At 37.9% G+C, this 24,202-nt stretch carries 26 protein-coding genes; 16 read left to right on the top strand and 10 right to left on the bottom strand.

The window, feature by feature from the left end; genetic code table 11:
* Positions 1 to 76 precede the first annotated feature (76 nt).
* The 3 genes from M3Z76_RS19800 to M3Z76_RS17825 all read right to left on the bottom strand — a co-directional run bounded on the left by M3Z76_RS19800 (position 77) and on the right by M3Z76_RS17825 (position 2,268).
* Entirely contained in the window at positions 77 to 301 is a 225-nt protein-coding gene (locus M3Z76_RS19800; protein ID WP_363319910.1) for a DUF2651 family protein, read from the bottom strand.
* Positions 302 to 337: 36 nt separating this feature from the next.
* A complete protein-coding gene (locus M3Z76_RS17830) occupies positions 338 to 1,468 on the bottom strand; it encodes a hypothetical protein (RefSeq protein ID WP_293929510.1) in 1,131 nt (376 codons plus the stop codon).
* Positions 1,469 to 1,569: 101 nt separating this feature from the next.
* Positions 1,570 to 2,268 carry a YiiX/YebB-like N1pC/P60 family cysteine hydrolase gene (locus tag M3Z76_RS17825; RefSeq protein WP_293929509.1) on the bottom strand — a complete coding sequence of 233 codons (699 nt, stop codon included), beginning with the start codon at positions 2,266 to 2,268 and terminating at the stop codon, positions 1,570 to 1,572.
* A 602-nt stretch (positions 2,269 to 2,870) separates the two neighbouring features.
* Here M3Z76_RS17825 and M3Z76_RS17820 point away from each other — a divergent pair.
* From M3Z76_RS17820 to M3Z76_RS17790, 7 genes are all read left to right on the top strand, one after another.
* Positions 2,871 to 4,454 (top strand): putative polysaccharide biosynthesis protein, encoded by a 1,584-nt coding sequence (locus M3Z76_RS17820; RefSeq protein WP_293929508.1) that lies wholly within the window; start codon positions 2,871 to 2,873, stop codon positions 4,452 to 4,454.
* Between the two features lie 8 nt (positions 4,455 to 4,462).
* Complete coding sequence (yabN, locus tag M3Z76_RS17815) at positions 4,463 to 5,926, top strand: bifunctional methyltransferase/pyrophosphohydrolase YabN (protein WP_293929516.1); 1,464 nt, start codon at positions 4,463 to 4,465, stop codon at positions 5,924 to 5,926.
* Between the two features lie 2 nt (positions 5,927 to 5,928).
* The gene (locus tag M3Z76_RS17810; RefSeq protein ID WP_293929507.1) at positions 5,929 to 6,219 is read left to right on the top strand and encodes an RNA-binding S4 domain-containing protein; all 291 of its coding nucleotides are present in this window, start codon (positions 5,929 to 5,931) and stop codon (positions 6,217 to 6,219) included.
* Between the two features lie 4 nt (positions 6,220 to 6,223).
* Positions 6,224 to 6,400: a cysteine-rich CWC family protein gene (locus M3Z76_RS17805; RefSeq protein WP_293929506.1), complete on the top strand. Its 177-nt coding sequence runs from the start codon at positions 6,224 to 6,226 to the stop codon at positions 6,398 to 6,400.
* 232 nt (positions 6,401 to 6,632) lie between these two features.
* Positions 6,633 to 7,253, top strand: coding sequence for an NUDIX hydrolase (locus M3Z76_RS17800; protein ID WP_293929505.1), 621 nt, complete (start codon positions 6,633 to 6,635; stop codon positions 7,251 to 7,253).
* Positions 7,254 to 7,268: 15 nt separating this feature from the next.
* Positions 7,269 to 7,664 carry a hypothetical protein gene (locus M3Z76_RS17795; protein ID WP_293929504.1) on the top strand — a complete coding sequence of 132 codons (396 nt, stop codon included), beginning with the start codon at positions 7,269 to 7,271 and terminating at the stop codon, positions 7,662 to 7,664.
* 12 nt (positions 7,665 to 7,676) lie between these two features.
* The gene (locus tag M3Z76_RS17790; RefSeq protein WP_293929503.1) at positions 7,677 to 8,399 is read left to right on the top strand and encodes a DUF4184 family protein; all 723 of its coding nucleotides are present in this window, start codon (positions 7,677 to 7,679) and stop codon (positions 8,397 to 8,399) included.
* A gap of 66 nt (positions 8,400 to 8,465) precedes the next feature.
* Here the strand turns inward: M3Z76_RS17790 and M3Z76_RS17785 are convergent, their stop codons facing one another.
* The 3 genes from M3Z76_RS17785 to M3Z76_RS17775 are packed head-to-tail and all read right to left on the bottom strand — an operon-like array spanning position 8,466 to position 10,677.
* Complete coding sequence (locus M3Z76_RS17785; RefSeq protein WP_293929502.1) at positions 8,466 to 8,936, bottom strand: HXXEE domain-containing protein; 471 nt, start codon at positions 8,934 to 8,936, stop codon at positions 8,466 to 8,468.
* 5 nt (positions 8,937 to 8,941) lie between these two features.
* Positions 8,942 to 9,952, bottom strand: coding sequence for an ABC transporter permease (locus M3Z76_RS17780; RefSeq protein ID WP_293929501.1), 1,011 nt, complete (start codon positions 9,950 to 9,952; stop codon positions 8,942 to 8,944).
* A complete protein-coding gene (locus M3Z76_RS17775) occupies positions 9,949 to 10,677 on the bottom strand; it encodes an ABC transporter ATP-binding protein (protein ID WP_293929500.1) in 729 nt (242 codons plus the stop codon). Before M3Z76_RS17775 ends, M3Z76_RS17780 begins: the two co-directional genes overlap by 4 nt.
* 115 nt (positions 10,678 to 10,792) lie before the next feature.
* On the opposite strand from M3Z76_RS17775, the gene M3Z76_RS17770 reads away from it, so the two are divergent.
* Positions 10,793 to 11,389 carry a TetR/AcrR family transcriptional regulator gene (locus tag M3Z76_RS17770; protein WP_293929499.1) on the top strand — a complete coding sequence of 199 codons (597 nt, stop codon included), beginning with the start codon at positions 10,793 to 10,795 and terminating at the stop codon, positions 11,387 to 11,389.
* 470 nt (positions 11,390 to 11,859) lie between these two features.
* On the opposite strand, the gene M3Z76_RS17765 is transcribed toward M3Z76_RS17770, so the two are convergent.
* The 3 genes from M3Z76_RS17765 to M3Z76_RS17755 all read right to left on the bottom strand — a co-directional run bounded on the left by M3Z76_RS17765 (position 11,860) and on the right by M3Z76_RS17755 (position 14,761).
* Positions 11,860 to 12,189 (bottom strand): MafI2 family immunity protein, encoded by a 330-nt coding sequence (locus M3Z76_RS17765; RefSeq protein ID WP_293929498.1) that lies wholly within the window; start codon positions 12,187 to 12,189, stop codon positions 11,860 to 11,862.
* 69 nt (positions 12,190 to 12,258) lie between these two features.
* Positions 12,259 to 12,894, bottom strand: a complete 636-nt coding sequence (locus M3Z76_RS17760) for a pentapeptide repeat-containing protein (protein WP_293929497.1) — start codon at positions 12,892 to 12,894, stop codon at positions 12,259 to 12,261.
* Positions 12,875 to 14,761, bottom strand: a complete 1,887-nt coding sequence (locus M3Z76_RS17755) for a sensor domain-containing phosphodiesterase (RefSeq protein WP_293929496.1) — start codon at positions 14,759 to 14,761, stop codon at positions 12,875 to 12,877. Before M3Z76_RS17755 ends, M3Z76_RS17760 begins: the two co-directional genes overlap by 20 nt.
* A gap of 253 nt (positions 14,762 to 15,014) precedes the next feature.
* On the opposite strand from M3Z76_RS17755, the gene yabP reads away from it, so the two are divergent.
* From yabP to M3Z76_RS17735, 4 genes are all read left to right on the top strand, one after another.
* Complete coding sequence (gene yabP, locus M3Z76_RS17750) at positions 15,015 to 15,311, top strand: sporulation protein YabP (protein ID WP_293929495.1); 297 nt, start codon at positions 15,015 to 15,017, stop codon at positions 15,309 to 15,311.
* The gene (gene yabQ / locus M3Z76_RS17745) at positions 15,308 to 15,766 is read left to right on the top strand and encodes a spore cortex biosynthesis protein YabQ (protein ID WP_293929494.1); all 459 of its coding nucleotides are present in this window, start codon (positions 15,308 to 15,310) and stop codon (positions 15,764 to 15,766) included. The genes yabP and yabQ overlap by 4 nt, the downstream gene beginning before the upstream one ends.
* 50 nt (positions 15,767 to 15,816) lie before the next feature.
* Positions 15,817 to 16,233, top strand: coding sequence for an FtsB family cell division protein (locus tag M3Z76_RS17740; RefSeq protein ID WP_293929493.1), 417 nt, complete (start codon positions 15,817 to 15,819; stop codon positions 16,231 to 16,233).
* 225 nt (positions 16,234 to 16,458) lie between these two features.
* Positions 16,459 to 16,884 (top strand): S1 domain-containing RNA-binding protein, encoded by a 426-nt coding sequence (locus M3Z76_RS17735; protein ID WP_107839005.1) that lies wholly within the window; start codon positions 16,459 to 16,461, stop codon positions 16,882 to 16,884.
* Positions 16,885 to 17,097: 213 nt separating this feature from the next.
* Here M3Z76_RS17735 and M3Z76_RS17730 read toward each other — a convergent pair whose 3' ends face one another.
* Positions 17,098 to 17,280 carry a sodium:potassium antiporter gene (locus M3Z76_RS17730; RefSeq protein ID WP_293929492.1) on the bottom strand — a complete coding sequence of 61 codons (183 nt, stop codon included), beginning with the start codon at positions 17,278 to 17,280 and terminating at the stop codon, positions 17,098 to 17,100.
* A 253-nt stretch (positions 17,281 to 17,533) separates the two neighbouring features.
* Here M3Z76_RS17730 and M3Z76_RS17725 point away from each other — a divergent pair, with 253 nt between their 5' ends.
* The 4 genes from M3Z76_RS17725 to ftsH all read left to right on the top strand — a co-directional run bounded on the left by M3Z76_RS17725 (position 17,534) and on the right by ftsH (position 24,083).
* Positions 17,534 to 19,903: a SpoIIE family protein phosphatase gene (locus tag M3Z76_RS17725; RefSeq protein WP_293929491.1), complete on the top strand. Its 2,370-nt coding sequence runs from the start codon at positions 17,534 to 17,536 to the stop codon at positions 19,901 to 19,903.
* A gap of 23 nt (positions 19,904 to 19,926) precedes the next feature.
* Positions 19,927 to 21,309 (top strand): tRNA lysidine(34) synthetase TilS, encoded by a 1,383-nt coding sequence (gene tilS / locus M3Z76_RS17720; protein WP_293929490.1) that lies wholly within the window; start codon positions 19,927 to 19,929, stop codon positions 21,307 to 21,309.
* Positions 21,310 to 21,339: 30 nt separating this feature from the next.
* A complete protein-coding gene (gene hpt, locus M3Z76_RS17715) occupies positions 21,340 to 21,882 on the top strand; it encodes a hypoxanthine phosphoribosyltransferase (RefSeq protein ID WP_293929489.1) in 543 nt (180 codons plus the stop codon).
* A gap of 137 nt (positions 21,883 to 22,019) precedes the next feature.
* Entirely contained in the window at positions 22,020 to 24,083 is a 2,064-nt protein-coding gene (ftsH, locus tag M3Z76_RS17710) for an ATP-dependent zinc metalloprotease FtsH (RefSeq protein ID WP_293929487.1), read from the top strand.
* Positions 24,084 to 24,202: the final 119 nt, after the last annotated feature.

Genomic DNA, 24,202 nt, shown 5'->3' with positions numbered 1-24,202 from the left:
ACAAAATGACAATTTATCTTGAAGGGTTAAATAGTCATTTACACAAAGGCAAAAACCTTATTTTAGAACCGATAATCTATGATTTTTTTAAAATCATAATAATACTTGTAACTAATGATAGTACAGAATAAGCTACAGCCCAAAAGAAGAAAGTGGATCCTAAGCTAGTATATGTTAAAATTGTGAATATAGAAAATGTTAATACAGGGGCTATAAACCATTTTTTTGATAATGAGAAACTAACTATCGAAAATATAATGACTAGAAATGGACATAGTAAAAGAGCAAATAAAAATTCCATAAATTTCACCTCCTTAAAATATTAATCAATAATTTTCTAATCAGCGGTTCCCTTAAAAAAATCCATAGGGATAAATCTTATTATTTCAGTATAATCCGAGAGATAATTTTCCATATATATCGGTGTTTCTGAAATAACCGTTAAATCATGTGTGTTTATTTCTATAATTGTAGCTTTTAGTATTTTACCATTAATTTTTTTATGCTCATTATAATGTAGTAAGATATAAATCGAATTTTCATAGTAAAGAGAAAAATCTAAATAAACATTTGAATTTCCATTTAAAATATCTTTATTAGTTACTTCTTTAAATTTTTCATCATATTTACTTAATGTTCCATCTAGTTTTAATACGAAGAAATAGTTATCTATCATAAATATTTTGTCTATAGGAGTATTAAATGTTTTTATTTCAACTATTTTTAATTTTTTTTTATCAAAGACAACAATTTCTGTTCCAAACTCTTTTCCTGCCTTACTTGGTAAAGCATAATAATAATTATCATGAGAAAGAACATTATATAAGTTTGAAAATTCTTCAAATTTTTTCGTTGTTTCTATCTTTTGATTTTCCTCGTTATATCTAATAATAGATGCAATAAATTGGTTTTCGCTATTTAAATTAAAGCCAAAAAGATCTATTGTATTTCCTTTTTTATGAATTTCCTCTGTATACATAGGAATTTGTGTAGTATAAAAAATTTCTTCTTTATTTCTAGAGGTTAGTGCTACCCAATAAGAATTATCCTCTACACCTAAATTAAGGGTAGATGTAATCTTTCCGTTATTTTCTAAATAACTTGCAGTAGATCCAGACATATCATTAAAATTTTCGTCATAGTAAACAAGGCTCTTAAATGAATTATCAGAGGTAAATAGTAAGTTGTTATTCTTTCTATGACCAGATAGTAAAGCGTATTCATCTTTAATATCCACTAAACTTAAGTCCATATACTCACTTTTTTCCCCATCTAGCCAAATTCCATTATCATCAATATCCCCTATATAAGATTTTTTTGAATGCATATTTGAAAGGAAAATTTTATATTTTGGGACTTTGTAATTTTCTTGTAAAATTGTTTTTTTATTATTATGTAAAAATAAAAAAGAGAGAATAATTGTTATAATAATTAAAAATGTAACTATTAGAATTGCCCTTTTTGACATAGAGTTATCTCCTTAATTGATAGAACTTTTTAGGATAAGGTCAACTAAAACTAAAATGTTCTCTACCTGAGGGACAGAGAACATTTAGTTTACAACTATAGTTATGGGTTACGTGAGATCAGGAAGGTATTAGAGGAGTTTACTAAATCTGCTGGTGAAATTACAGCGTTAGGAACACTCCCTGTTTCAACATTAATACCAGCATCTAACCAACTTTTCCAAACTAATTGACTGCAATAAAATGAATTTGTTGTACTTTTGTTAGTAAACACCCAATTGTATGGTTTTCCAATTTGTTGTTCAGCATACTTTGCTGCTGTTCCATATTGAGTGGCTTTTGCGTTTTTAACACCTAACAGATATGCCTTGCTTTTATTTTTCCAAGTATTGTTATAAAATTGAACACCATCTTTGTCTATAGGACTAAAAGATTTTGCAAAAGATTCTACTGTTTTTCTGTGATCTGAATATGCAACAATTGCGGCATGACCTGTAAATGCAATGCTTCCAGAATTCACTGTTGTATCAACTAAGATATCCCCAATCGATCCTAGATTAGAAGTAGTCGAAAATGTAACAATCCCTTTTGGGTCTATTTGCTTTTCTTTTAAATATTGTTCAACATAATGCTTATCTTCTTCTATCATTTTTTCAGTATTTGCATCAAGATATTCTATTAATTCTTGATCTTGCTTAAATAACTCTTCGTAATTATCTTCAGCATTTACTGTATTTCCTAGAATAGCAACACCAAGCATTGTACCAAATAATCCACTTACTATTTTTTTATGAAATTGCATCTTTCCACTCCTATTATAGTATTTTCTAAAAATTTTATTTAATATATATTATTCTATGTTTTTACTTATTACCCTCTAGTTGTATATATTGTATCATTACAATACTTTTATGTCAATTGTTGTTAAATTTATCTTTATTAATAATGTATAATTTATTTTATCAGTGTTATGTAAAATATTTACTTATATAGGTGGTTATTAATCAGAAGAAAATCTCTATATTAGTGAAATGAAGTTTAAATTAAGTAATTTTAGTAACTGGACGTTGCTTAAGGATTGGTTTTAGACGGGGTTTATAGTTATTTTGGATTAATTATCGAATAATGAATATATTACTCGTTCAGAGGTAGAAAGGTTATGCGGCTTTTCTGCTACAACAAGTAAGCGAGTGTTAAAAGAAGTAAGGAAACAGAAGAAGATTATTTTGGAAGGCACATCCAAAATAAGTAGATACAGATTTAACAAATGAGCCGCAAAGTACACACAATGATGAAGCTCAAAACACGATGGCAACTTCTCCTCTAAAAAACAGTCCTTCTACGAGAGCTGCTGTATTCATGCTATACTGTAGGCACTCGTATAGATGAGGAAGGGTTGTAACGATGACGCAATATGGAATGAAAAAATATATGAGAGGTGCGCTTTTATTGACGCTAGCAGCACTTTTAGTAAAAGTGCTGAGTGCGGTTTATCGCGTGCCTTTTCAAAATTTAGTTGGGGATGAAGGGTTTTACGTTTATCAGCAAGTGTATCCCTTTATTTCATTTTTTGTCGTATGGACATCTGGTGGCTTTGCAGTAGCGATTTCGAAAATGCTAGCGGATACAGCGGATGTAAGCGTGCGACGGGCAATTTCTAAAGTGATTTTTAGCTATTTAACTGTGCTTTCGCTTTTATTTTTTAGTTTATTATTTTTCGGTGCACAAACATTAGCGCAGTGGATGGGCGATGAAAGGCTAGCACCTTTATTGCAGACAGGTGCCTTTGTGACACTTTGTATGCCGACACTCGCTTTATTAAAGGGAGCTTTCCAAGCCAAGGGTGTAATGGAGCCTGTTGCTTATGCGCAGGTGTTTGAGCAATTGATTCGTGTCTTTGTCATTTTGGGGGGCACATTGTTAGTGATGCAAACATCGAAGTCGATTTATGCAGCAGGCAATATGGCGGTGTTGGGTGCGGTAGTTGGGGAGATTGCGGGCATTGTACTTTTGCTCGTCTATGTACGTAAACAATTTGAGCCTGTGCGGCATGCTACAAAAATACATGCATGGCCGATTATTAAAGATGTGACATTATTTAGCTTAAGCGTCAGCTTAAGCAGCTTAATGTTATTAGGCTTTCAGCTAGTGGATTCCTTTACGGTTTATACAGCGCTGCTAGAGCAAGGAATGCTGACGGAGCAGGCAATGACACAAAAGGGAATTTATGACCGAGGGCAGCCACTTGTCCAGCTAGGTGTCGTGATTGCTTCATCGCTATCGTTAGCCATTGTGCCACTCATTGCGCAAAAAGTAAAAACAGCAGGACGTGGAGCGATTCCATTTGTGCAGCTGACATATCGTACAGCACTATTATTTGGAACAGCAGCAGCACTCGGGTTAGTTATTACGATGCCATATGTCAATGAGCTGCTATTTACAACAACAGACCTATCAACGGTTTTAATGGTTGTGGTTGTGCAAATTATTCCGTTTTCAATTATTTTAACATTCACAGCTATTTTGCAAGGCTATGGAAAATTGAAAGTACCTGCATTGATAGTGATTGCAGGCTTTATTGTGAAATGGCTAGGAAATATATGGTTGCTCCCGCTCATTGGCATTAGTGGTGCAGCATTCGCCAGTGATTTTGGCTTGTTCCTTAGTGCGATTTTCCTTATGCTATATGTAAAGCGAATTGTCAATGTTCGATTAGCACCGAATGCCTTTTACAAGACGCTTGCACTGGCAAGCATGGCGATGATTGTAGTAGTAGAGGCAAGTGCTTTTATTTGCTCCTTCTTGCTCAGTACAGTAGATGGGCGTATGCAGGCTGCGATGATGAGTGTGATTTTAATTTCAGTAGGTGCAGCTACGTTTATGACGATACTTGCGAAAAGCCGTGTACTAAAGGAAAAGGAATGGTTTTTAATTCCATTTGGTCGTCGGATGGCACTATACCAATTGTGGCTGAATCAAAGAAAGTAGGAAAAATGATGAATGAATTAACAGTAATCGGCTTAGGCGCAGCTGATTTTGAGCAGCTCCCACTAGGCATTTATAAAAAATTAACAAAAGCTCAAAAGCTATATGTACGCACGCTCGATCATCCTGTTATCAAGGATTTGACAGCGGAAGGTATCGAATTTCATAGCTTCGATGCTATTTATGAAAAGCATGATACATTCCAGCCTGTTTATGAGGAAATCGCTACATATTTAATGGAAGCAGTACAGCATGAGCCGATATTATATGCAGTACCAGGACATCCGCTTGTTGCAGAGCAAACGGTACAGCATTTAATTGAGGCAGCCCGCAATGGACAAATTGCGTTGAAAATTGAGGGGGGACAAAGCTTCCTCGACCCAATTTTTACTGCGCTGCAAATTGATCCAATCGAAGGCTTTCAATTATTAGATGGCACAAACTTGACGATGGATGAACTGAACATGCGTCAGCATATTTTAATTGCACAAGTATATGATGAGTTCAGTGCCTCAGAGGTCAAGCTCACATTAATGGAGAAGTATCGCGATGATTATCCTGTGACGATCGTGACAGCAGCAGGCTCATCTCAGGAAAAGTTAGTGACGGTACCACTATACGAGTTAGACCAAGCGGCAGAGCTGAACAATTTGACAACCGTCTACGTGCCACCTGTAACAACAGACGAGGATGCACTGCGTGATTGGACGACATTGCGCCGTATTATTGCGGTATTGCGCGGACCAAATGGCTGTCCTTGGGATCGCAAGCAAACACATGAATCATTGAAAAAATATTTAATTGAGGAAACACATGAGTTTTTAGCGGCTGTTGATGCGGAAGATGATTTCGCAATAGTCGAGGAGCTAGGCGATGTCCTGTTACAAGTATTTTTACATGCGCAAATTGGTGAAGATAACGGCTATTTTAATTTAGAGGAAGTGCTGGCATCAGTTAGCGAAAAAATGATTCGTCGTCATCCGCATGTTTTCGGCGATGTATCAGCAGAGGATGCCGATGCAGTTGTAGCAAATTGGGAGGCAATTAAGCGTCAGGAAAAGGGTGAGTCAGAGGAGCCGCTTTTAGCAGGCGAATACCGTGTAGACTCATCATTGCAAACATCTTATAATTACCAAAAGAAGGCGGCATCTGTTGGCTTTGACTGGCCAAATGCTGATGATGCATGGGACAAATTTGCGGAGGAATGGCAGGAATTCCGCAAAGAGATTACAGAAGGCTCAGCAAATTCACGCCTTGATGAATTCGGTGATGTCTTATTTACATTAGTGAATATTGCACGCTTCTATAAAATTTCCCCAGAGGAAGCAATGATTCATGCAAATGAAAAATTTGCCCGTCGCTTTGGCTATGTGGAGCAGCAAGTAAAGGCGAGTGGACAAGATTTCACAGCATTCACGTTAGAACAATTAGACGCCTTTTGGAATGAGGCAAAAAAGCAGGAAAAGGGAGAATAATTATGCGATTAGATAAATTTTTAAAAGTATCAAGATTAATTAAACGCCGTACGCTAGCAAAGGAAGTTGCAGTACAAGGGCGTATTACAATTAATGACAAAGTAGCGAAGGCAAGCAGCACAGTAAAGGTTGGTGACGAGCTAGCAATCCGCTTCGGGCAAAAAATTGTGACAGTCCGCGTTGAGCAGCTAAACGAAAATGCTCGCAAGGAAGATGCAGCAAATATGTTCACGATTTTAAAGGAAGAGCGCCTAGAAAAAATCGAGCCCGAGTTTATCGACGACGAGGACTAAGCATATGGCAGATGAAAAACAATGCCCGCTATGCGGCGGCAACAATCATTGTGGTGTTGCGAGTCAAAAAGGTGACTGCTGGTGCATGACAGCAAATTTCCCAAAGGAAATGCTATCAGAAAATCCGACAAGCTGTATTTGTGAGAAGTGCTTGGAGGAGTATAGGAAGCATAATATGTGAAAAAGTAGGCATATGTCTAGCGAATAAGTGCAATATTTTTCTCGTATTGCCTACTAGAGTAGAGGAATATTGATAGATAATACCTATGATTTTCAGGCAAAAAAATAAAGTGTATGAAACCTGCTCAAATATGCATCTGAGCAGGTTTTCCATCTTTCTCTAACAAAATTGTATCTCTCTACATGGTTGCATCGTCTTATACGCAACAAGACGAATTTGTAGAGGTGATAAAATGGACACAGAATTATTAAAGGTTTTTGATCATCATGGAAAGCATATCGGGATAGCCACAAGAGAAGAGGTGCATAGCAAAGGACTATGGCACGAAACATTCCATTGTTGGTTTATTAGCAAAGAGGAGGATAAACATTTTCTTCATTTTCAATTGAGAAGTGCTGAAAAGAAGGATTATTCGAATCTGTTAGACATAACAGCAGCAGGGCATATCAATGCAGAGGAAAATGTTGCAGATGGTATTAGGGAAGTGCATGAAGAGCTAGGCATAGATTTAGCACTAGAGGATTTAATTTATATTGGGTGTATACAGGATGAAATTATTCAAGACATCATCATTGATAGGGAATTGGCACATATATTTTTTTATAACATACCCAATCCACTAAATTACACATTTCAAATGGAAGAAGTCGTAGGCATAATGAAGGTAGAGTTAGCGTTATTTGAACAGTTATGGTTCGGGAAAATAGAGAATATTTGCGCTACAGGTATCGTAGTAGATAAGAAGCTGAGACAAGTTGAAGTAGATAGACGAGTAGCTAAAGGTGATTTTTTACCTCATACTAATGCCTATATATCTAATGTTTTAATGGAGTTAAAAAAGATAATTGAATAACAGGGAGGTTTTGTATTGAAAAAATTACTTTCCATCACCCTATTAGTATTTGTTATCGCAATATCGGTTGTGTATTTTAAGACAGATACAGTAAAAGGCTTATTAAAGGTAGAGAGCATTTCGACAAAGTTTACTGTTGAAAAGGTAGAAGGTATAAGCTTTGAGAGCATTACAGTAACAAAGGAACAACAGGCTGAAATAGCTACATATATCGAAAACTTAAAACTGAAGAAAATAAAAAATAGCTCCTATGACATATTGGACACTGTGTATCGTATTAATTGGAATGCTTCAAATACCCTTTATCTTGTTGCGCCAAATATTATTGTTGTACCATTCAAAAGCACGCGCGGCTATCGTATAGTAAACGATGAGCAGTTTTTGAGGTATTTTGAAGTATTACTTAAGTAAGGAGTTATAACTATGCCTTTAACATTTGCACACCCAGCAGCAATATTGCCTTTTTCTCGAAGGAGTCGCTATGTTCATTTTGCCGCACTCGTTCTAGGAAGCATGGCGCCAGATTTTGAATATTTTTTAAGAGGACGACCAGGTGGGGAGATTGGGCATACATTTGCAGGCTTTCTTTACTTTAATCTTCCGTTAGTTATATGTGTGTATTGGATTTATCGTCAGTTTGTTCAGCAAAATATTTTAACGCATTTGCCTAATTTTTTGCAGGATACGACTCATTATGAAACAGTAGGGAGTAAAGCATGGAAATCTATTGTTTTTTGTTATTCAGCATTGCTAGGGATGCTAACACATGTTGTATGGGATGCATTTACACATCGTACCGGCTTTATGGTTGAACAGCTTCCGATGCTTAATGAAACATATGGCTTACCCATTCCACTCTATAAGCTTTTACAGCATGGCAGCACCGTTATAGGGCTGACACTTATTTTAATTTATGTAGGTTACAGAGCATCTGTTAGTAAAAATAAGTCAACGATTTCATCAAAACGAAAATTTGCTTTTTGGGGTGCGATAGCTGTTTTAACATTCGTATATGCCGCAATTTGGGGCATGGTTGCCTATATGTCATTTACTAGCTATGGTGTATGGGTAGTGCGAGTAATTGATTCATTTTTTGTTAGTGTGTTAACGATTTGCATATTTTTGAATATAAAGAAACCAAGCTAGTTGCTTGGCTTCTTTAATATTTGGTAGATTTCCTGTCCCTTCTCATAAATAACTTTAGTTTTCTTGTTAAAATAATCTTTCGCCGATTTTAAACAGTAAAGGAATTATTGCTAATAAAACAATACCTACAATTAATGTGGACAGGATGAGCTCACTCCACACAATCAAGTCTTTAGAAAACAGTTGATAAATAATGAGAGAATTGATTGGGATATTGAGCAATAAGCCTGTAAGAAGACCAGGTGCATAGCTTTTCATTAAAATAGTTGCCATCAAATGTGGGAAAATAGCATTGAAAATCATGGAGCCTAAAAAGCCGATGAACAGCCATTTTGCCAAATTAGACTGTGGAAAATGGCTAAAGCTAAATGCAGAGAAATAAGCGAAAAATGTAATGACAATGACAGCAAATCGAAACTCGTTTGGTGTGACGGGCTTTTGGTATTTTGAAGCCTGCTGTGACCATTTCGGTAGCCAAATGGCTTCTTCAATATTGTGCAATGTAATAGCGAGACAGAAAAGCAGTATAAGCAACATAGCTTCTACAATACCCGATATTTCTTCAGGCTAACAATTGTCAGTGCAATAAAGACAATGGCGAAGCTAGCAAGCACAGTTAAGTTTAGAGCGATATCACTCAATGCGTAGCCTTTGTACATAACGCCGTTCAGCGCATCTGCCGCGTAGTAAAGGGGCATAATATGACCGATATTTTGCAGCCAGTTTGCCATGCTATCAAGCGGAAAAATGCCTGAGAAAAATATTTGCGGCACAATAACTAACGGAATAAATTGCATCATTTGAAATTCGGATGTTGCAAAGCTGGATAATAGGGCTCCTAATGATAGTGCGACTAGCGCTACAACAATATTGATTAATAAAACAAGCCAAATCGAGCCGACATGCACAATATCCAATATAAAAATACCAAATAAAACAATGATAATTGTTTGTAAAAGGGCAAATATGCCATAGCCAATCATATAACCTGCGACAATTTCAAAGCGTTTAATCGGTGTTGCTAATAGGCGCTCCAACGTGCCTGATGTGCGTTCTTTTAATAGCGCAATGCCAGTAATTAAAAAAACGAAAAAGAAGACGAAAAAGCCAATAAGCATCGGGCTAAATGTATCAAAAATTGTTGTATCTTTATCACCATAAGCATAATCTGCTGACAATGTGTGAGCCGCTGTTGGCTGCATGATTTGAGCTAGTTTGGCTGTCAGCATTTTTGCAGTAGATGGATTGTCATTTAATAAAGTGAGCTGGATATTTCCTTGCTCCATATTGAGCCAGCCATCATATTGCAGCTCCTTTAATTGCTGCACTGAAAAATTATCTTGCTCAATAATATGAAAATCTGTTTCCTCAAGATTGTCAATTAAGGGTGCTGTGTCATTAGAAACAACTAAAGTGATGCTTGCTTCATTGCTGTTAAAAATAAAGGACATTAATGTTAAGACAAGCAATGGCGCAAGAAATAAGAGTGCCAATGTGCGGCGATCTCGTCGCATTTGTTGTATAATTCGTGTCACAATTGCAGCAATTCTCATAGTACCTCGCCTCCAGCCTTTAAAAATACTTCATCGAAATCCTGAGCCTCGTAATGAGCTTTCAATGCTTGAGGTGTGCCTTTGGCAATAATATGCCCATCCCGCAGCATAATTAATTGGTCGCATTTCTCCGCTTCATCCATCGCATGGGTCGTCACTAAAATTGTTTTTTGCTCATCATTTTTTAGGCGAACAAGCTCTGACCAAATTTCCTTTTTTAATAAAGGGTCAATGCCAACAGTCGGCTCATCTAAAATCAATAAAGGCGGATTTTGTAGCAGGGAAATCGCTAAAGATAATCTGCGCTTCATCCCGCCAGAATAATTTCCTACTTTATTGTGTAAATCATCCGTTAAACGGACAAGCTGTGCGGCATACGCAACGCGTTCTGCTCGCTCCTGCTTAGATAGCTTGTAAAGCTTCGCAAAGAACTGTAGATTTTCTTCACCAGTTAAATCTAAATAGAGCGCATCTGCCTGTGCCATATAGCCGATATCTATCAGCAATTGGCGATGTGGTACTTTCAAACCTAAAGCTTGAATTTCCCCATTATCAGGCTTTAACATCCCCATCACCATTTTAATAAGCGTTGTTTTTCCGCAGCCTGAAGGTCCAAGTAAACCGATGAGCTGACCTTTTGGGATCGTTAAGGAAAGCGGTGCAATCACCTGTTTATGATGAAAGCTTTTTGCGACATCGTTTAATGAAATAGCATAGTTCTCCATAATCTTTTCTCCCTTTCATTGAACAGTGTGTTGATATGCTTTGAATTTTACGTTAGCATTTTGACAAATACAATCAACAAATTATACGCATATGTTCAGTGAATGGAGGAGTCTTATGTCAGTACATGAAAAAATGAATTCTGAAACGAAGCAAGCAATTAAGCTTGCACTCATTTCGCAAATTGAACTGGTAGGCTTTGAGCGAGTGACAGTGAAGGAGTTAGCATTAGCAGCTAAAATTAACCGAGGTACATTTTACCTGCATTACACAGATAAATTTGCAGTAATGGAGGATATACAGCAGGAGCTATTGCAGCATCTAGCAGAGCGTGTGCAAAAAATTCGCTTGCTGGATGCGACGCACACGATACAGGCAGGGCAATTGTATCCGCCCTTTGTCGAGGTTATTCACTACATAAAAGAGCGTGCGACATTTTTTCGTGTGCTGTTAGGAGAGCAAGGGAGCCCTGTCTTTAGTATTGCGGTGAAAAATATTTTCGGTGAGCAAATTTTGCAAAATGTAATTATGATACAAGCTGATAAGCTAGATACGGAGTTTTCTAAGTACTTACGCGCCTTTGTTTCCTCAGCTGTGCTAGGGGTAATTCAAGAATGGCTTGCAAATGGAGATGAGCAGTTAAGTGTGGAGAAGCTTTCGATGATTCATTTTCGTCTAATGAAGTTTTTAGGAGAGATGTGGAGCTACAATTAGTAGCTCCATATTTATTAATCTGCAATGGGTTTACAAAAACGCGTATTGGCTAGTTTTATACGTCCTACATACGAATTGTTAAATTTTAGTAATTACCCATAATTCAACAAATATATTGAGGCTTTAATTTATTTTGATGAATATTGTTATTTATATACGTATCAAGATAAGAAAAGGCAACTCAAACATAGTCTTTGTTCTGCTGTCATCTCTTATTACCCATGTTAGTGTGCATAACTATGACGGAATCCGTACCTCTCGACGTAATGTTCAATTTTCAACAAGCTACCTTCACATTGTCTACGATAGTTCCATCCCTCAAAGGAAGCAGACACTGCCCATTTTTGTTATCGTATCACCTTGATGTGTATAAAATTACTTGGACGTGCTTCACACAATTGTATGCTGGTACCTCCATTTTCATTGCTACCTTTTAATTTATATCGTTTTATTTTTTCTACGTATACTTTTTATTGTTCTAGTCTTGTATATGGCCAATTGTAATAAAGTTCATCTTTGAAATTTATTGGGGATGGATGATAAATATACTGTTCATCAATTGATATGATTTCTGGAAAATCTGCTAAGACTTCTGTCGCAGCTGTACTTAAGATGTCTTTCTCAAATTCTGATGGTTCTTCATCAAAAAAAGCTTTCCAAATTAAGTGGTTATTATTTTCTATTTTTGCGTAGACTGCTTTTGTATTTTTAGGAATAGCACAAAAAAGGGCTTTCTGAGCACTTAAGATAAGTTTGGTATTAGGTTTAATATGTTTAATGTATTTTTCATACATATCCATTTTTAAGTCACTCCTTTTCGAAAATTCATAACATAGTCAGGATTTGTACTACTAATGTTAGCCTCTTTATTAATCTACAATGATAACCCCCATTAACGAAGCGAGCTGAACCGCTTGTGACGATGATACTTTACAACCATTTAAACTATCAATCGAAATCGTCAATGTTTCAAAATTCGATGAGCTAATGTCGATGCCTTTCAATGAAGTTTGCTCGAAATTGGCATCATTCAAATTGCAGCGAGTGTATTCAATTCCTTTAAATTTGCACTCATAAAAGTCCGAATTTGTTAAAACTGCCTCGTTAAATATCACCTTTTCTAGCTTTGCACTGTCAAATGTAACTAAATGTAAAATGCAATTGTCGAATTGAACATTGCCTAAAGAAGATGTAGGAAATTGACTTCCTAATAGCTTACAGTTAATAAACTCTACGCGATGAATGGAGGATTTACTAAAATTTACGTTGGATAAATCGCAATTTTCAAAGCGCACATCGGTTAATTGGATATGGCTGAAATTTGTATAATTAAATTGGCAATTTTTTAATACGACTTGATCAAGTCGAGCCCGTTCGACTTCCTCGTTCATAAAGGAGCTATCAATAATTTCACATCGTTCAAGTTCAGGATACTCCTCATTTAAAATTGTTGAGAAATCCTTCTTAGTTAAAGAAGAAGGAAGTTTAGGTAGATTGATTTTCATTATAAGAACCTCCAGCATTTTGAAGAAGTTGATCTATTTCATTTACAGGTAGTGGCTTGCTGAAATAAAAACCTTGTATGCTATCACAGCCAAACTGCTTTAATAAATCCCATTCCTTTTTTGTTTCAACACCCTCTGCCACAGTTTGTAAATTCAATGTTTTACCAAGCTGGACAATTGTTTGGACAATGGCAGCACTGTTTTCATTTTTGCTTATATGGCGTATAAATTGGCGATCAATTTTAATTTGCTGGACAGGGAGATTTTGCAAATAAGCAAAGGATGAGTAGCCTGTACCAAAATCGTCAATTGAAATAGGGAAGCCCATTGCTCTTAGCTCAGCCATTCGATTTCTTGCAGCATCACGGTCTTCAATCGCCACATTTTCTGTAATTTCTAATATCAAGCTTTGTGGTGCTATACCAGCTGATTGTGTGCATTGTAATAAATATGCAGGCAAGTTAGCAGAAAGGAAATGCACGGGTGATAAATTAATGGACAAGCTTAAATGCTCCTTGCCTTCAGCATGCCATTTTTTGAGTTGTGCAATCGCTTCTTGAATAACCCATTCTCCAATTAATTTAATAAGCCCTGTTGATTCAGCTAAGTTAATAAAATTGATAGGAGGAATAAGCCCACGCTCTGGGTGCTGCCATCTAATCAATGCCTCAAAGCCTTCTATTTCCCCCGTTTTACAGCACACTTGCGGCTGATAAAATAATTGAAATTGCTTTAAGTCAAGCCCTTTTTGTAAGTTCATTTCAGATAAAAGATTTTCTTTCATAGATTTGTGCATTGACGGTTGATAAAATCCAATTGCTTTACGAGATTTTTGTTTTCGTGCATGCTCAAGTGCAATTTGCGCGACCTGCAAGCCGTCCTTGACATTGTCTACATCAGCAGGATAATAAGCAGCGCCATAGCTAAATGTTATATAGACTTCCTGCCCTTTAATAATCATCGGTTCTTTTAAGGCATTTGTAATTTTTTTATTTAGGAACGGCTTGTCCTTCTGCGCAAGCGGTACATATATGACGAAATGATCGAAGCCAATGCGAGCGATGATTGCTGGTTCAGGAAATGCGCAATATAGACGCTGTGCGAAGTTTACTAGCACTTCTTCTCCCCCTTCATGGCCAAGTACACTACGGATATTTGTAAATTGATCTAACGTCATATAAATGAAAATGCCGAGCTCATCTTGAGCTAAATATTGTTCTACTTTTTTATAAAATGCATGTTCATTATTTAAATTTGTCAGCGTGTCTGTAAATGCTAGCTTGTATATATAGTTTTCTGCCTCTTGACGGTGCAACCGATCAAACATAAAAGCAAACATATCTGCTACTGAAGCCAGTACATGCCTATGAACAGGTGTCCAATGGCGCTGCTGCTCAGAAAAACAACAAATGACACCACCTACGCCCCAATTTAAAACAATGGAGGCATCAAGCATTGATTGAAATTGATAATATTCAAGCGAGAGGCTTTCACGTAAGCCCTCCATTACGGGGTCTACTGCAATATTATCTACAGCCAGTGTTCGTTTATGTACAATTGCCTCAAAATAGGTCGGAATATAATGCTTTAAAAGAGTGACATTAGAAAAGGGAGAGGTACCTTTGCTGTCATAGCTCATTTCAATTGTTAGCTGTGTTTGCTCCTCATTAAACAGCCAAACTTCCACTCGTTCACATTTCATTAGTTTGGCAATATTTTTACACGTTTTTTCTAAAATAGGCTTAATGGATTGCCTTGATAGCTTTAATAACTCTTTATCTGAAAAGAAAAATTGCTGCTGAGTTTGATGAAGCTGCTGTAATAGCTCGTTTGCTTCTTCAATTGAAAAATCAAGTGAGTAACTCATGTATTTTACCTCTCTTATCGCACAATAAATGTTATTTAGTAAATTAATTATAGTATTAATCTCCTTGATTTTTGGAAGTTTATTTACCGGTAATAGGTATTTTTAGCTAAACATTTTTTTGAAGTCTATACTTTAATCATTTTTTTCTGAATATACTTGCCTTCACATTTTTATAAATTACATAAATAATTCAAGTCATGCTTTCACTTTCTTTTGCATAAAGTGTGACAGAAGCGAAAAGGAGGAGATGGACATGACATTACATCAAGAAAGTAATCGCTATACAATTCCGTCGGGCGAGCATATAGTGACGATTCGCAATCGCAAGCGAATGGATATGACATCAATAAAAGCAATTGAGCGTTTTGATCAGGAGGAATTTTTCATCCATACATCTCAAGGGCATTTGCTCATTCGAGGTGAGGAGCTACGCATCGTGCATTTAGACGTGGACAAGGGTCTCCTTACATTAGAGGGCAACGTGAAGCTTATGCAGTACGATGAAGAAGAAAGTGCAGCAAAAGGCTTTATCCATAAATTATTCGGATGACGATTTCAGCGCAGCTAATGAGTGCTGTCATCATGCTTGCAAGTGGCATATTTGTAGGCTGCGTGATTGACAGTACTCGAGCGGTATGGAGTAGCTTACCAAGGCGACAGTGGGTTCGGCAATGTGGGGTCATGCTAGAGCTTATCGTATGGATTGCGCTTGGATTTTGTACATTTTATTTTTTATATGTGACAAAGGGTGGGCAGTGGCGCGCTGTTGATCCACTATTTCAGCTAGCTGGTATTTTTCTATACGATAAATTGTTCAGGCGCTTTTTCCGATTTATTGGTCGTTTGTTTGTATTGCTTTTTATTCGCCCGATTTATTGGGTTATTTATATTATTAGTCGTTTCTTCCTAGTGTGCTGGCGTATATTTAGATCAATAGTTTTGTTTCTCTTTACCCCTGTCATGAAACTGTATAAAGTAATGACTAAATACCGCTTTAAAAAATAGTCTGGACAAAGTATAATGGCTGTACTATTCAAAATTGTGAGGTGAAGAGGATGGGGCAAAGAAATCATCAAGAACCATCACCTAACAGAGTGAGACAATTAGATAATGATTATATTCGTTCTAATGAAAATAATATAAAAAGCAAATATTCAAAGCAGCAGCTTATTCGTAGACGACGTAGAATGCTCGCTTTTTTAGTTGTAGCAGGTGTAGTGATTTTTAGTTTATCTAGTATGTTGATGAAGCAATATGACCGCCTTAATGTGAAGGAGGGGCAAAAAGTAGAGGTTCTTGCAGATCTTGAGCAAATTCAAGAAGTGCAGGACATGCTCAAGTTGCAAATTGCAAAGCTGGAAGATGATGAGTATATCGCAAAGCTAGCACGTAAAGAATATTTTATGTCTGAGGAAGGTGAAATCATTTTCACGATTCCAAAAGATGAGCAACAAGAAAAGGACGATGAATAATCGTAAGGGCGAATCCGTATTCAAAATAATGGATCGCCTTTCTTGGTATGAAATGGATTGGATTTAATACCGCGTTATTGACACAACTATCCTGTTCGTTATAATAGAATAGAAACGATTATCAATTATGATACGGTGTAGATATGTCTAAATTTTTAAAAGTTTCAGTATACTTAGTACATGACTTTTGAAGTCGCTTAATTTTTAAGGAGGAGCATTTTTTTTATGTCAATTGAAGTAGGCAGCAAATTACAAGGTAAGGTAACAGGCATCACAAATTTTGGAGCATTCGTTGAGCTGCCAGATGGCAAAACGGGTTTAGTACACATTAGTGAAGTGGCAGACAACTATGTGAAAGACATCAATGAGCTTCTAAAAGTAGGAGATACAGTTGAAGTCAAGGTGATGAATGTTGAAGCTGACGGTAAGATTGGTCTTTCAATCCGCAAAGCGAAGCCTCAACCAGAGCGACCAGAGCGTCCTCAACGTCCACGTCGCGATAATCGATCAAACGAGCGCAACGATCGTCAACCAAAAGAGACTTTCGAGCAAAAAATGGCGCGTTTCTTGAAGGATAGCGATGAGCGTCTTACAACATTAAAACGTGCAACAGAATCAAAACGCGGTGGCCGTGGAGCTAGACGAGGTTAATTTATTTTCATTTAGCAAGTGTTTAGGCACTTACTAAATAAAAATAAAGCCTACGGTGGATGTCACAGATTTTGGAGAGGCGTTTCTCGGGCTTGCTTGAAAAAATCTGGACGCAATTACGCCGAGGCGTAATTGACTGGCTATTTCAGGCGTAGAAAAGGTGTAACATATAAGGGCTGTTCAACGAATTCGTTGAACAGCCTTTTCGTTTTACTACTTGTTTTGCGTTACTAGCAATCGAATAAGGGAGATGAAGCATACAATCCCTAAAATTAAGCCGATGCTAATCATAAGTATTTGTACGATAACAGGTAATTTTGCTAACAAAACGCCGCCGATAATTAATAGCATACTGAAAGAGCAAAGTAACGCTAAATATGTAAAGTTTTTAGTCATGCTTGATGTACTCCTATCTATGTCACTATATATAAGTATAATCAATCCATAAATTTTTTTCACATAAGAACTTCATTGGACATATCCTTCCTTTTTGTGACAGAGGATGTGATGAATGATTCACCAAATCCCTCACTTTCTCTCCTATTTGCCAAAAATTCGTCGAAACATTTTTTCTAGTTGCTTATATGAACAGACAAATTTTACGCTTGTAGTTTTATATAATGGCAAAAAAGCTAGAGGAGATGACGATATGACACGAGTGGAAATGCTAGAAACACCTTCTATGTGGCAAGGGCTGAAGGAGCATGCGAAAAATAAAAAAGTTACGTATAGTTTACAAGTAGCCTTTTTTATCATCGCCTATTTTTTAGCGCAGGCTGTATTTTTTGAAGCGACATTACCGTTTTTATTGCCATTTTGGGCAATTGTGCGATTGCGCTATGATAATTTGCGTACAACGGTTATTATTGGAGGCTTATTAGGCTCATTATCGTTTGGGTTAGGACAAGCTGTTATTTTATGCTTACAGCTTGGGGCTTTTGAGCTGCTATGTCGCTTTAAATTTTATAAAATGCCAACAGCCTTGGCGGTAGGGTTAGCTACCTTAATTGTTCAAATGCCATGGCAAAGCATTTCTTATGGTGGCATGCCTCCATTTCTCGTATTGCTTTATGTAGGCTATGAAGTTGTACTAGCTGTATTGATGACATTATTTATACAGCTGTTCTTTGTACGCCCGTATCAGTTTTGGCAGACGGAATGGTCGTATGAGCGCATTGGTGCAGGCTTTGTTATTGCGGCGGCGATGCTTGGAGGAATGCAGTCGGTTGTTATTTATTCGCTCTCCTTAACAATCTTTATGCTGCATCTTATTATTTGTATCGCAGCGAGAGTAGCAGGTGTTCCGATAGCGACGATGACTGCTACAATTTTAGGAACTTTGCTAGGTATTGCAAGCCTGTCCTTTACTGGGATGCTTGCACTATATGCTGTGACAGGCGTCATTGCAGGAAGCTGTAAACGACTTGGACGACTAGGCGTTGCATTAGGTAGCATAGTACCTAGTGCTTTATTCTTTTTTTATGATGCGACACTCCCGCTTGATATCGTATATTTCTTCTCAATTGTTATGGCAGCAACTATTTTTCTACTACTCCCACAATCATTATTTACAACACTACACGATTTATTTTACCCAGAGCGAGATGAGGTTTTATTAAAAAGACAGGCATGGATGACAGAGCATGCGACTGAAAACCTAATGCAATTCCAGCATTTCGTAGATTTTATGAAGGAGCTTGTCTTCGATCGTTTTACAGCTGATTATGTGCAAAAGAAAAAGATTGAGCCTTTAGCGACATGTATGAGCTGTTTTCGCTACGAGCGCTGCTGGGCTGATGCGGAAATGGCACAAACTGTAGAGAATTGGTGTACGGCAAAAGCGGCAACTAAACCTGCGGAAGTGTTACGTACAGAGGAGCAAGTGAAGCAAAAGTGTGTGAAGTCGACAAAATTGCTAGAGGAATTGGAAGCACAGCTTTATCAGGAGCAAATGAATGGGCAATTTTATCACGGAAAAAAAATGATTGCTTTACAGCTGCGTGATTTGAGTCGTCATTTACAACGATTAATGCAGGAAATTAAAGAGGAGGCATTGTCCTTTCAATCTATTGAGGATGAGCTTATGACCGCATTTAAGCAGGCATATGTACCTTGCTTTCAAATAGATGTTTTACAAAGCAAACCAGGTGAGCGCATCGTTGTATGCTCATTGACACCGAAAAAGAGCAATCAATATGATATGTTACAGCTTTGCGAGCGCTTAATTGTGCCAATTTTTTATGATGTTTGGCAGGAGCCTTTATTTGTCGAGCATTATGAGATGAAACAGGAGCCTTTCCGCCATATGCAAGTACGTTTTCGTTCCGCTGTTCGCTATGAGCTGGCTTATGATAGCTATAGTCAGGCGAAGGAGCTTGTAAACGGCTCTGGTGATGCGCATGCTATTTTTCCAATACATGCAGGTTTAACAGCGGTTATGCTTTCTGATGGAATGGGACAAAATAAAGAGGCACAGCGAGAAAGTCGAAAGCTAATCCGCATGATGCGTGAATGTTTGTTGTATAATATGAATCCAGAAACAGCGATGCATACGTTACACTATGTTATGTCATTGAAGCGTGAAATAGACATGTATGCGACGATTGATTTTGCGTTAATCGATTTGCAGAATGGCACGCTTTGGTCATGGAAGGCTGGCAGTATGTCGACGTATATTGTGCGCGGACAAACTGTGATGAAACTTGATGGAACAAGTGCACCTGTAGGCTTTATGCCACAGTTTTCGGTGGAAACACAAAAAATGAAGCTACGTGCAGACGATGTGATTTTTATGGTATCCGATGGCTTATTTTCAAGTGAATTGAATTGGGACGAGCAGGAGTCCTATTTTTTAGAGTTAATTAAGCAAAGAATTGCCGAAAAAATGCCGATTGATGTGTTATTGTATGATGTAATGGCACATTATAAAGGGCGCTATGATATTGAGGATGATTGCACATTAATTGGTTTAACCTTGCAGCATATCATTCCACAGTGGGCAACGATAAAGGCTAATTAGTAAATTGATTTGGAGGTGGGAAGGTGGATTCATTCGAAGCAAATGTTATGCGTTATATCAAAAAGCAGCAATTAGTTGAGGCAGGAGACCGTCTTCTCATCGCTTGCTCTGGCGGCGTTGACTCGATGGGCTTGCTGTATTTTTTTCAAGCAATGCGAGCACAGCTACAAATAGAGATTATAGTAGCGCATGTGGACCATATGCTACGAGGAGAAGCCTCCGCAGCGGATCGAGCATTTGTAGAGGCATTTTGTGCAGAACAGCATATCCCAATACATAGCATAGCGATTCCGATAGCTGATATACATGAAAAAGAAGCGGGCAATTTGCAAATGCTTTGTCGTAGAGAGCGCTATTTCTTTCTAGAGCAGATTATGCATAGAGAGAGGTGTACAAAGCTTGTGACAGCACATCACGCAGATGATCAGCTTGAAACGATGCTAATGGCACTTGCGAAGGGAGCCACAGTAAATGGCTTACAAGGCATGGTGACAAGTCGACCATTTGCTGGAGGTGAGCTGATTCGCCCATTTTTAACTGTAACAAAGGCAGATATTGCAAACTATTTACAGCAATGTGGCGGCACATATCGCGAGGATGCGAGCAATGCGAAGGATACTTATACGCGTAATCGCTTTCGTCATCGCATTATTCCACTGCTTTTAGAGGAAAATCCTCGTATTGCAACACATGCGGTGCAGCTTGCGAGCCAACTGCAGCAGGATGATGCATATTTGATGGACTTAGCACAGGAGGCGTATGAGCGAAATGTGAAAAAAACGGCAGAAAGTTATACAATTGATATTCATACGCTTCAAAGAGAATCACCTGCTTTACAAAGAAGGCTCATTTTAATACTATTAAACTATATTTATAACGATTCAAGTACACTTCTTAGTCAATCATTATTATCATCTATCTACGCTTTATTTGAAACTACAAATGGTAGTGCAACAATCCATTTACCGAATCATTACATGATGCATCGTGCCTATAACATTGTGACCGTTTGTCCGAACGCAATATATGAAGAGCGTGTTGCAGATGTAATAACATTAAATAAATGGCTTGATTATGGGAATATACAACTATTTGTAGGAGCTGATGTCGGGCATCATGATGGTGAATGCTACTATTTTCAATCGAAAGCGGTAAGTTTCCCATTACATATTCGTACAAGGCAAGAGGGCGACCGTATTCAATTGGCAAATATGTCGCAGGCGAAACGGTTATCAAGGTTATTTATTGACTGTAAAATTCCTTTAGCAGAACGTGATAATTGGCCGTTATTAGTCGATGCGGAAGATGAAGTATTAGCTGTACTCGGTGTGCGTGTAAATAACAAATTTTCTAAGCGTCAACGTGCAGAGGACGATTGTGTGCTCATTGTACGTAGTGCTCATTGAAATTTGCAACAATTTGAGGGGGAATCACATATGATTCAAAATGATATTGAAAAAATTATGATTACGGAGGAGCAGATTCAAGAGCGTATTCGTGAACTAGGTGCACAACTAACAGCTGAATACGATCATAAATTTCCGCTTGCTATCGGTGTATTAAAAGGCGCTATGCCTTTTATGACAGATTTAATGAAGCGCTTCGATTCGTATGTCGAAATGGACTTTATGGACGTATCAAGCTACGGAAATGCTACAGTATCTTCAGGAGAAGTAAAAATTTTGAAAGATTTAAACACAAGTGTAGAAGGTCGCGATGTCATCATTATTGAGGATATCATTGATAGTGGCTTAACGCTAAGCTATCTTGTGGAGCTATTTAAGTACCGCAAAGCGAAATCGATTAAAATTGTGACGTTGTTAGATAAGCCTTCTGGACGTAAAGTGGATTTAAAGGCGGATATCGTAGGCTTTGAAGTTCCAGATGGTTTCGTAGTAGGCTATGGATTAGATTATGCAGAAAAATATCGTAACTTACCGTACATTGGCATTTTGAAAAGAGAAGTGTATTCATTCTAGAAATAAGAACATATGTAACGATTTTGACATAAATCGACTTTCACATATTTTCTCTAGGGCTTTTCATTGTATCAAAAAATGAACGTATGTTAAGATTTTATCTATAGTTTTTCTGTTATGTTGTGAGGAGGCTGGGGATGAATCGAATATTTCGATATACCATATTTTATTTATTAATTTTTCTCGTAATCGTTGGGATTTTTGGCACAGTAAACGGCAGTAATTCTGCTGTTGAAGAGCTAGATTACAAAAAGTTTTTTGAGGAGCTGGAGTCTGGCAATGTAGATACTGTCATGATACAGCCAGCAAAAGGCGTGCTTTCCATTGTCGGAGAGTATAAAAAATCAAATGATGAAGAGGCAAGCAAAAAGTTTACGCTGAATGTTTTACAAAACGATCAGCAGGCGCAGCAGCTTATTTTCGATCTTGAAAATAATTACAATGTAAAAGTTGAGCATGCACCAGAAACGAGCGGATGGGTGAACTTCTTTACAGGTATTATCCCGTTCATCATCATTATCATTTTATTCTTCTTCTTGTTGAGCCAATCGCAAGGTGGCGGTAATAAAGTGATGAACTTCGGAAAATCGAAGGCAAAGCTATATGACCAAGAAAAGAAAAAGGTTCGCTTTAATGATGTAGCAGGTGCTGATGAAGAAAAGGCAGAGCTTGTCGAAGTTGTAGACTTTTTAAAGGATCACCGCAAATTTACTGAAATTGGTGCACGTATTCCGAAGGGGATTCTACTTGTAGGTCCTCCAGGTACAGGTAAAACGTTACTTGCTCGTGCAGTAGCTGGTGAGGCAGGCGTTCCATTCTTCTCGATTTCAGGTTCTGACTTCGTAGAAATGTTCGTCGGTGTCGGTGCATCACGTGTTCGTGATTTATTCGAAAACGCCAAGAAAAATGCGCCATGTATCATTTTCATCGACGAAATTGATGCGGTTGGTCGTCAACGTGGTGCGGGTCTTGGCGGCGGTCACGATGAGCGTGAGCAAACATTAAATCAATTGTTAGTTGAAATGGATGGCTTCGGAGCAAATGAAGGTATTATTATCATCGCTGCCACGAACCGACCAGATATTTTGGATAAAGCTTTACTACGTCCAGGTCGTTTTGACCGTCAAATTACAGTAGGACACCCTGATGTAAAAGGACGTGAAGCGATTTTAAAAGTGCATGCGCGCAACAAGCCGCTAGCAGATACAGTTGATTTAGCAGCGGTGGCACAACGCACGCCAGGTTTCTCAGGTGCAGACCTTGAAAACCTATTAAACGAAGCAGCTCTTGTAGCGGCTCGTAAAAGCAAAAAAACAATTAATATGGCAGATATCGATGAAGCATCTGACCGCGTTATTGCAGGTCCAGCGAAGGCAAGCCGCGTTTACTCAGCAAAAGAGAAAAAGCTTGTTGCTTTCCATGAAGCTGGGCACGTAGTTGTCGGTTTAGAGCTAGATGAAGCCGATACAGTGCATAAAGTAACAATTGTTCCTCGTGGGCAAGCGGGTGGTTATGCGATTATGTTACCGAAGGAAGAGCGCTTCTTCACAACGCGCCAAGAGCTACTTGACCGCATTGCAGGTTTATTAGGTGGACGTGTGGCAGAAGAAATCGTGCTTGGAGAAGTATCAACAGGTGCACATAACGACTTCCAAAAAGTAACGAGCATTGCACGTGCAATGGTAACAGAGTATGGCATGAGCGATAATCTTGGCGCCGTTCAATATGGCTCAAGTCAAGGTGGCAACGTCTTCTTAGGACGTGACTTTAATTCAGACCAAAACTATTCTGATAAAATTGCTTATGAAATCGACAAAGAAATACAAAACATTGTGGACTCTCAATATGAGCGTACAAAGCGCATTTTAACTGAAAAGCGTGAGCTGTTAAATTTAATTGCGGGCACATTAATGGAGAAAGAAACATTAAATGCGCAAGAAATTGAGCATTTACGCGACTTCGGTAAATTGCCAGAAGCTGAAGTGGAAGCTGTCAAGGAAGAGCCTGTTGCGCAAGTGACAGAGGCACAACCTACTGTAGAAACAGCTGGCTCTACAACGGTGAATGAAGAGGTTGTAGGTGAGCAAACATCACCAACAACAGCTGATTTACCACAGGAGCATAAGCCTTTCGGTAAAACAGAAGAAGAACCACATAAGCCTCTAGGAAAAACTGTGCAATCAGATGAAGAGCAAAAGTAATGAAATGAACTGATGGGAATTATAATTCCCATCAGTTTTTTCTATGTGCGCCCAGCATGCGCATGAACTATAGGGTGCAAGTCCCGAACCCCGAAGACAGAAGTAGAGGTTAGCCAAGA

The organism is Metasolibacillus sp. (assembly GCF_025291715.1).
In the GTDB taxonomy this organism is placed as follows: Bacteria; Bacillota; Bacilli; order Bacillales_A; family Planococcaceae; genus Metasolibacillus; species Metasolibacillus louembei.
This window is presented reverse-complemented; position numbering and strand designations above follow the sequence as displayed.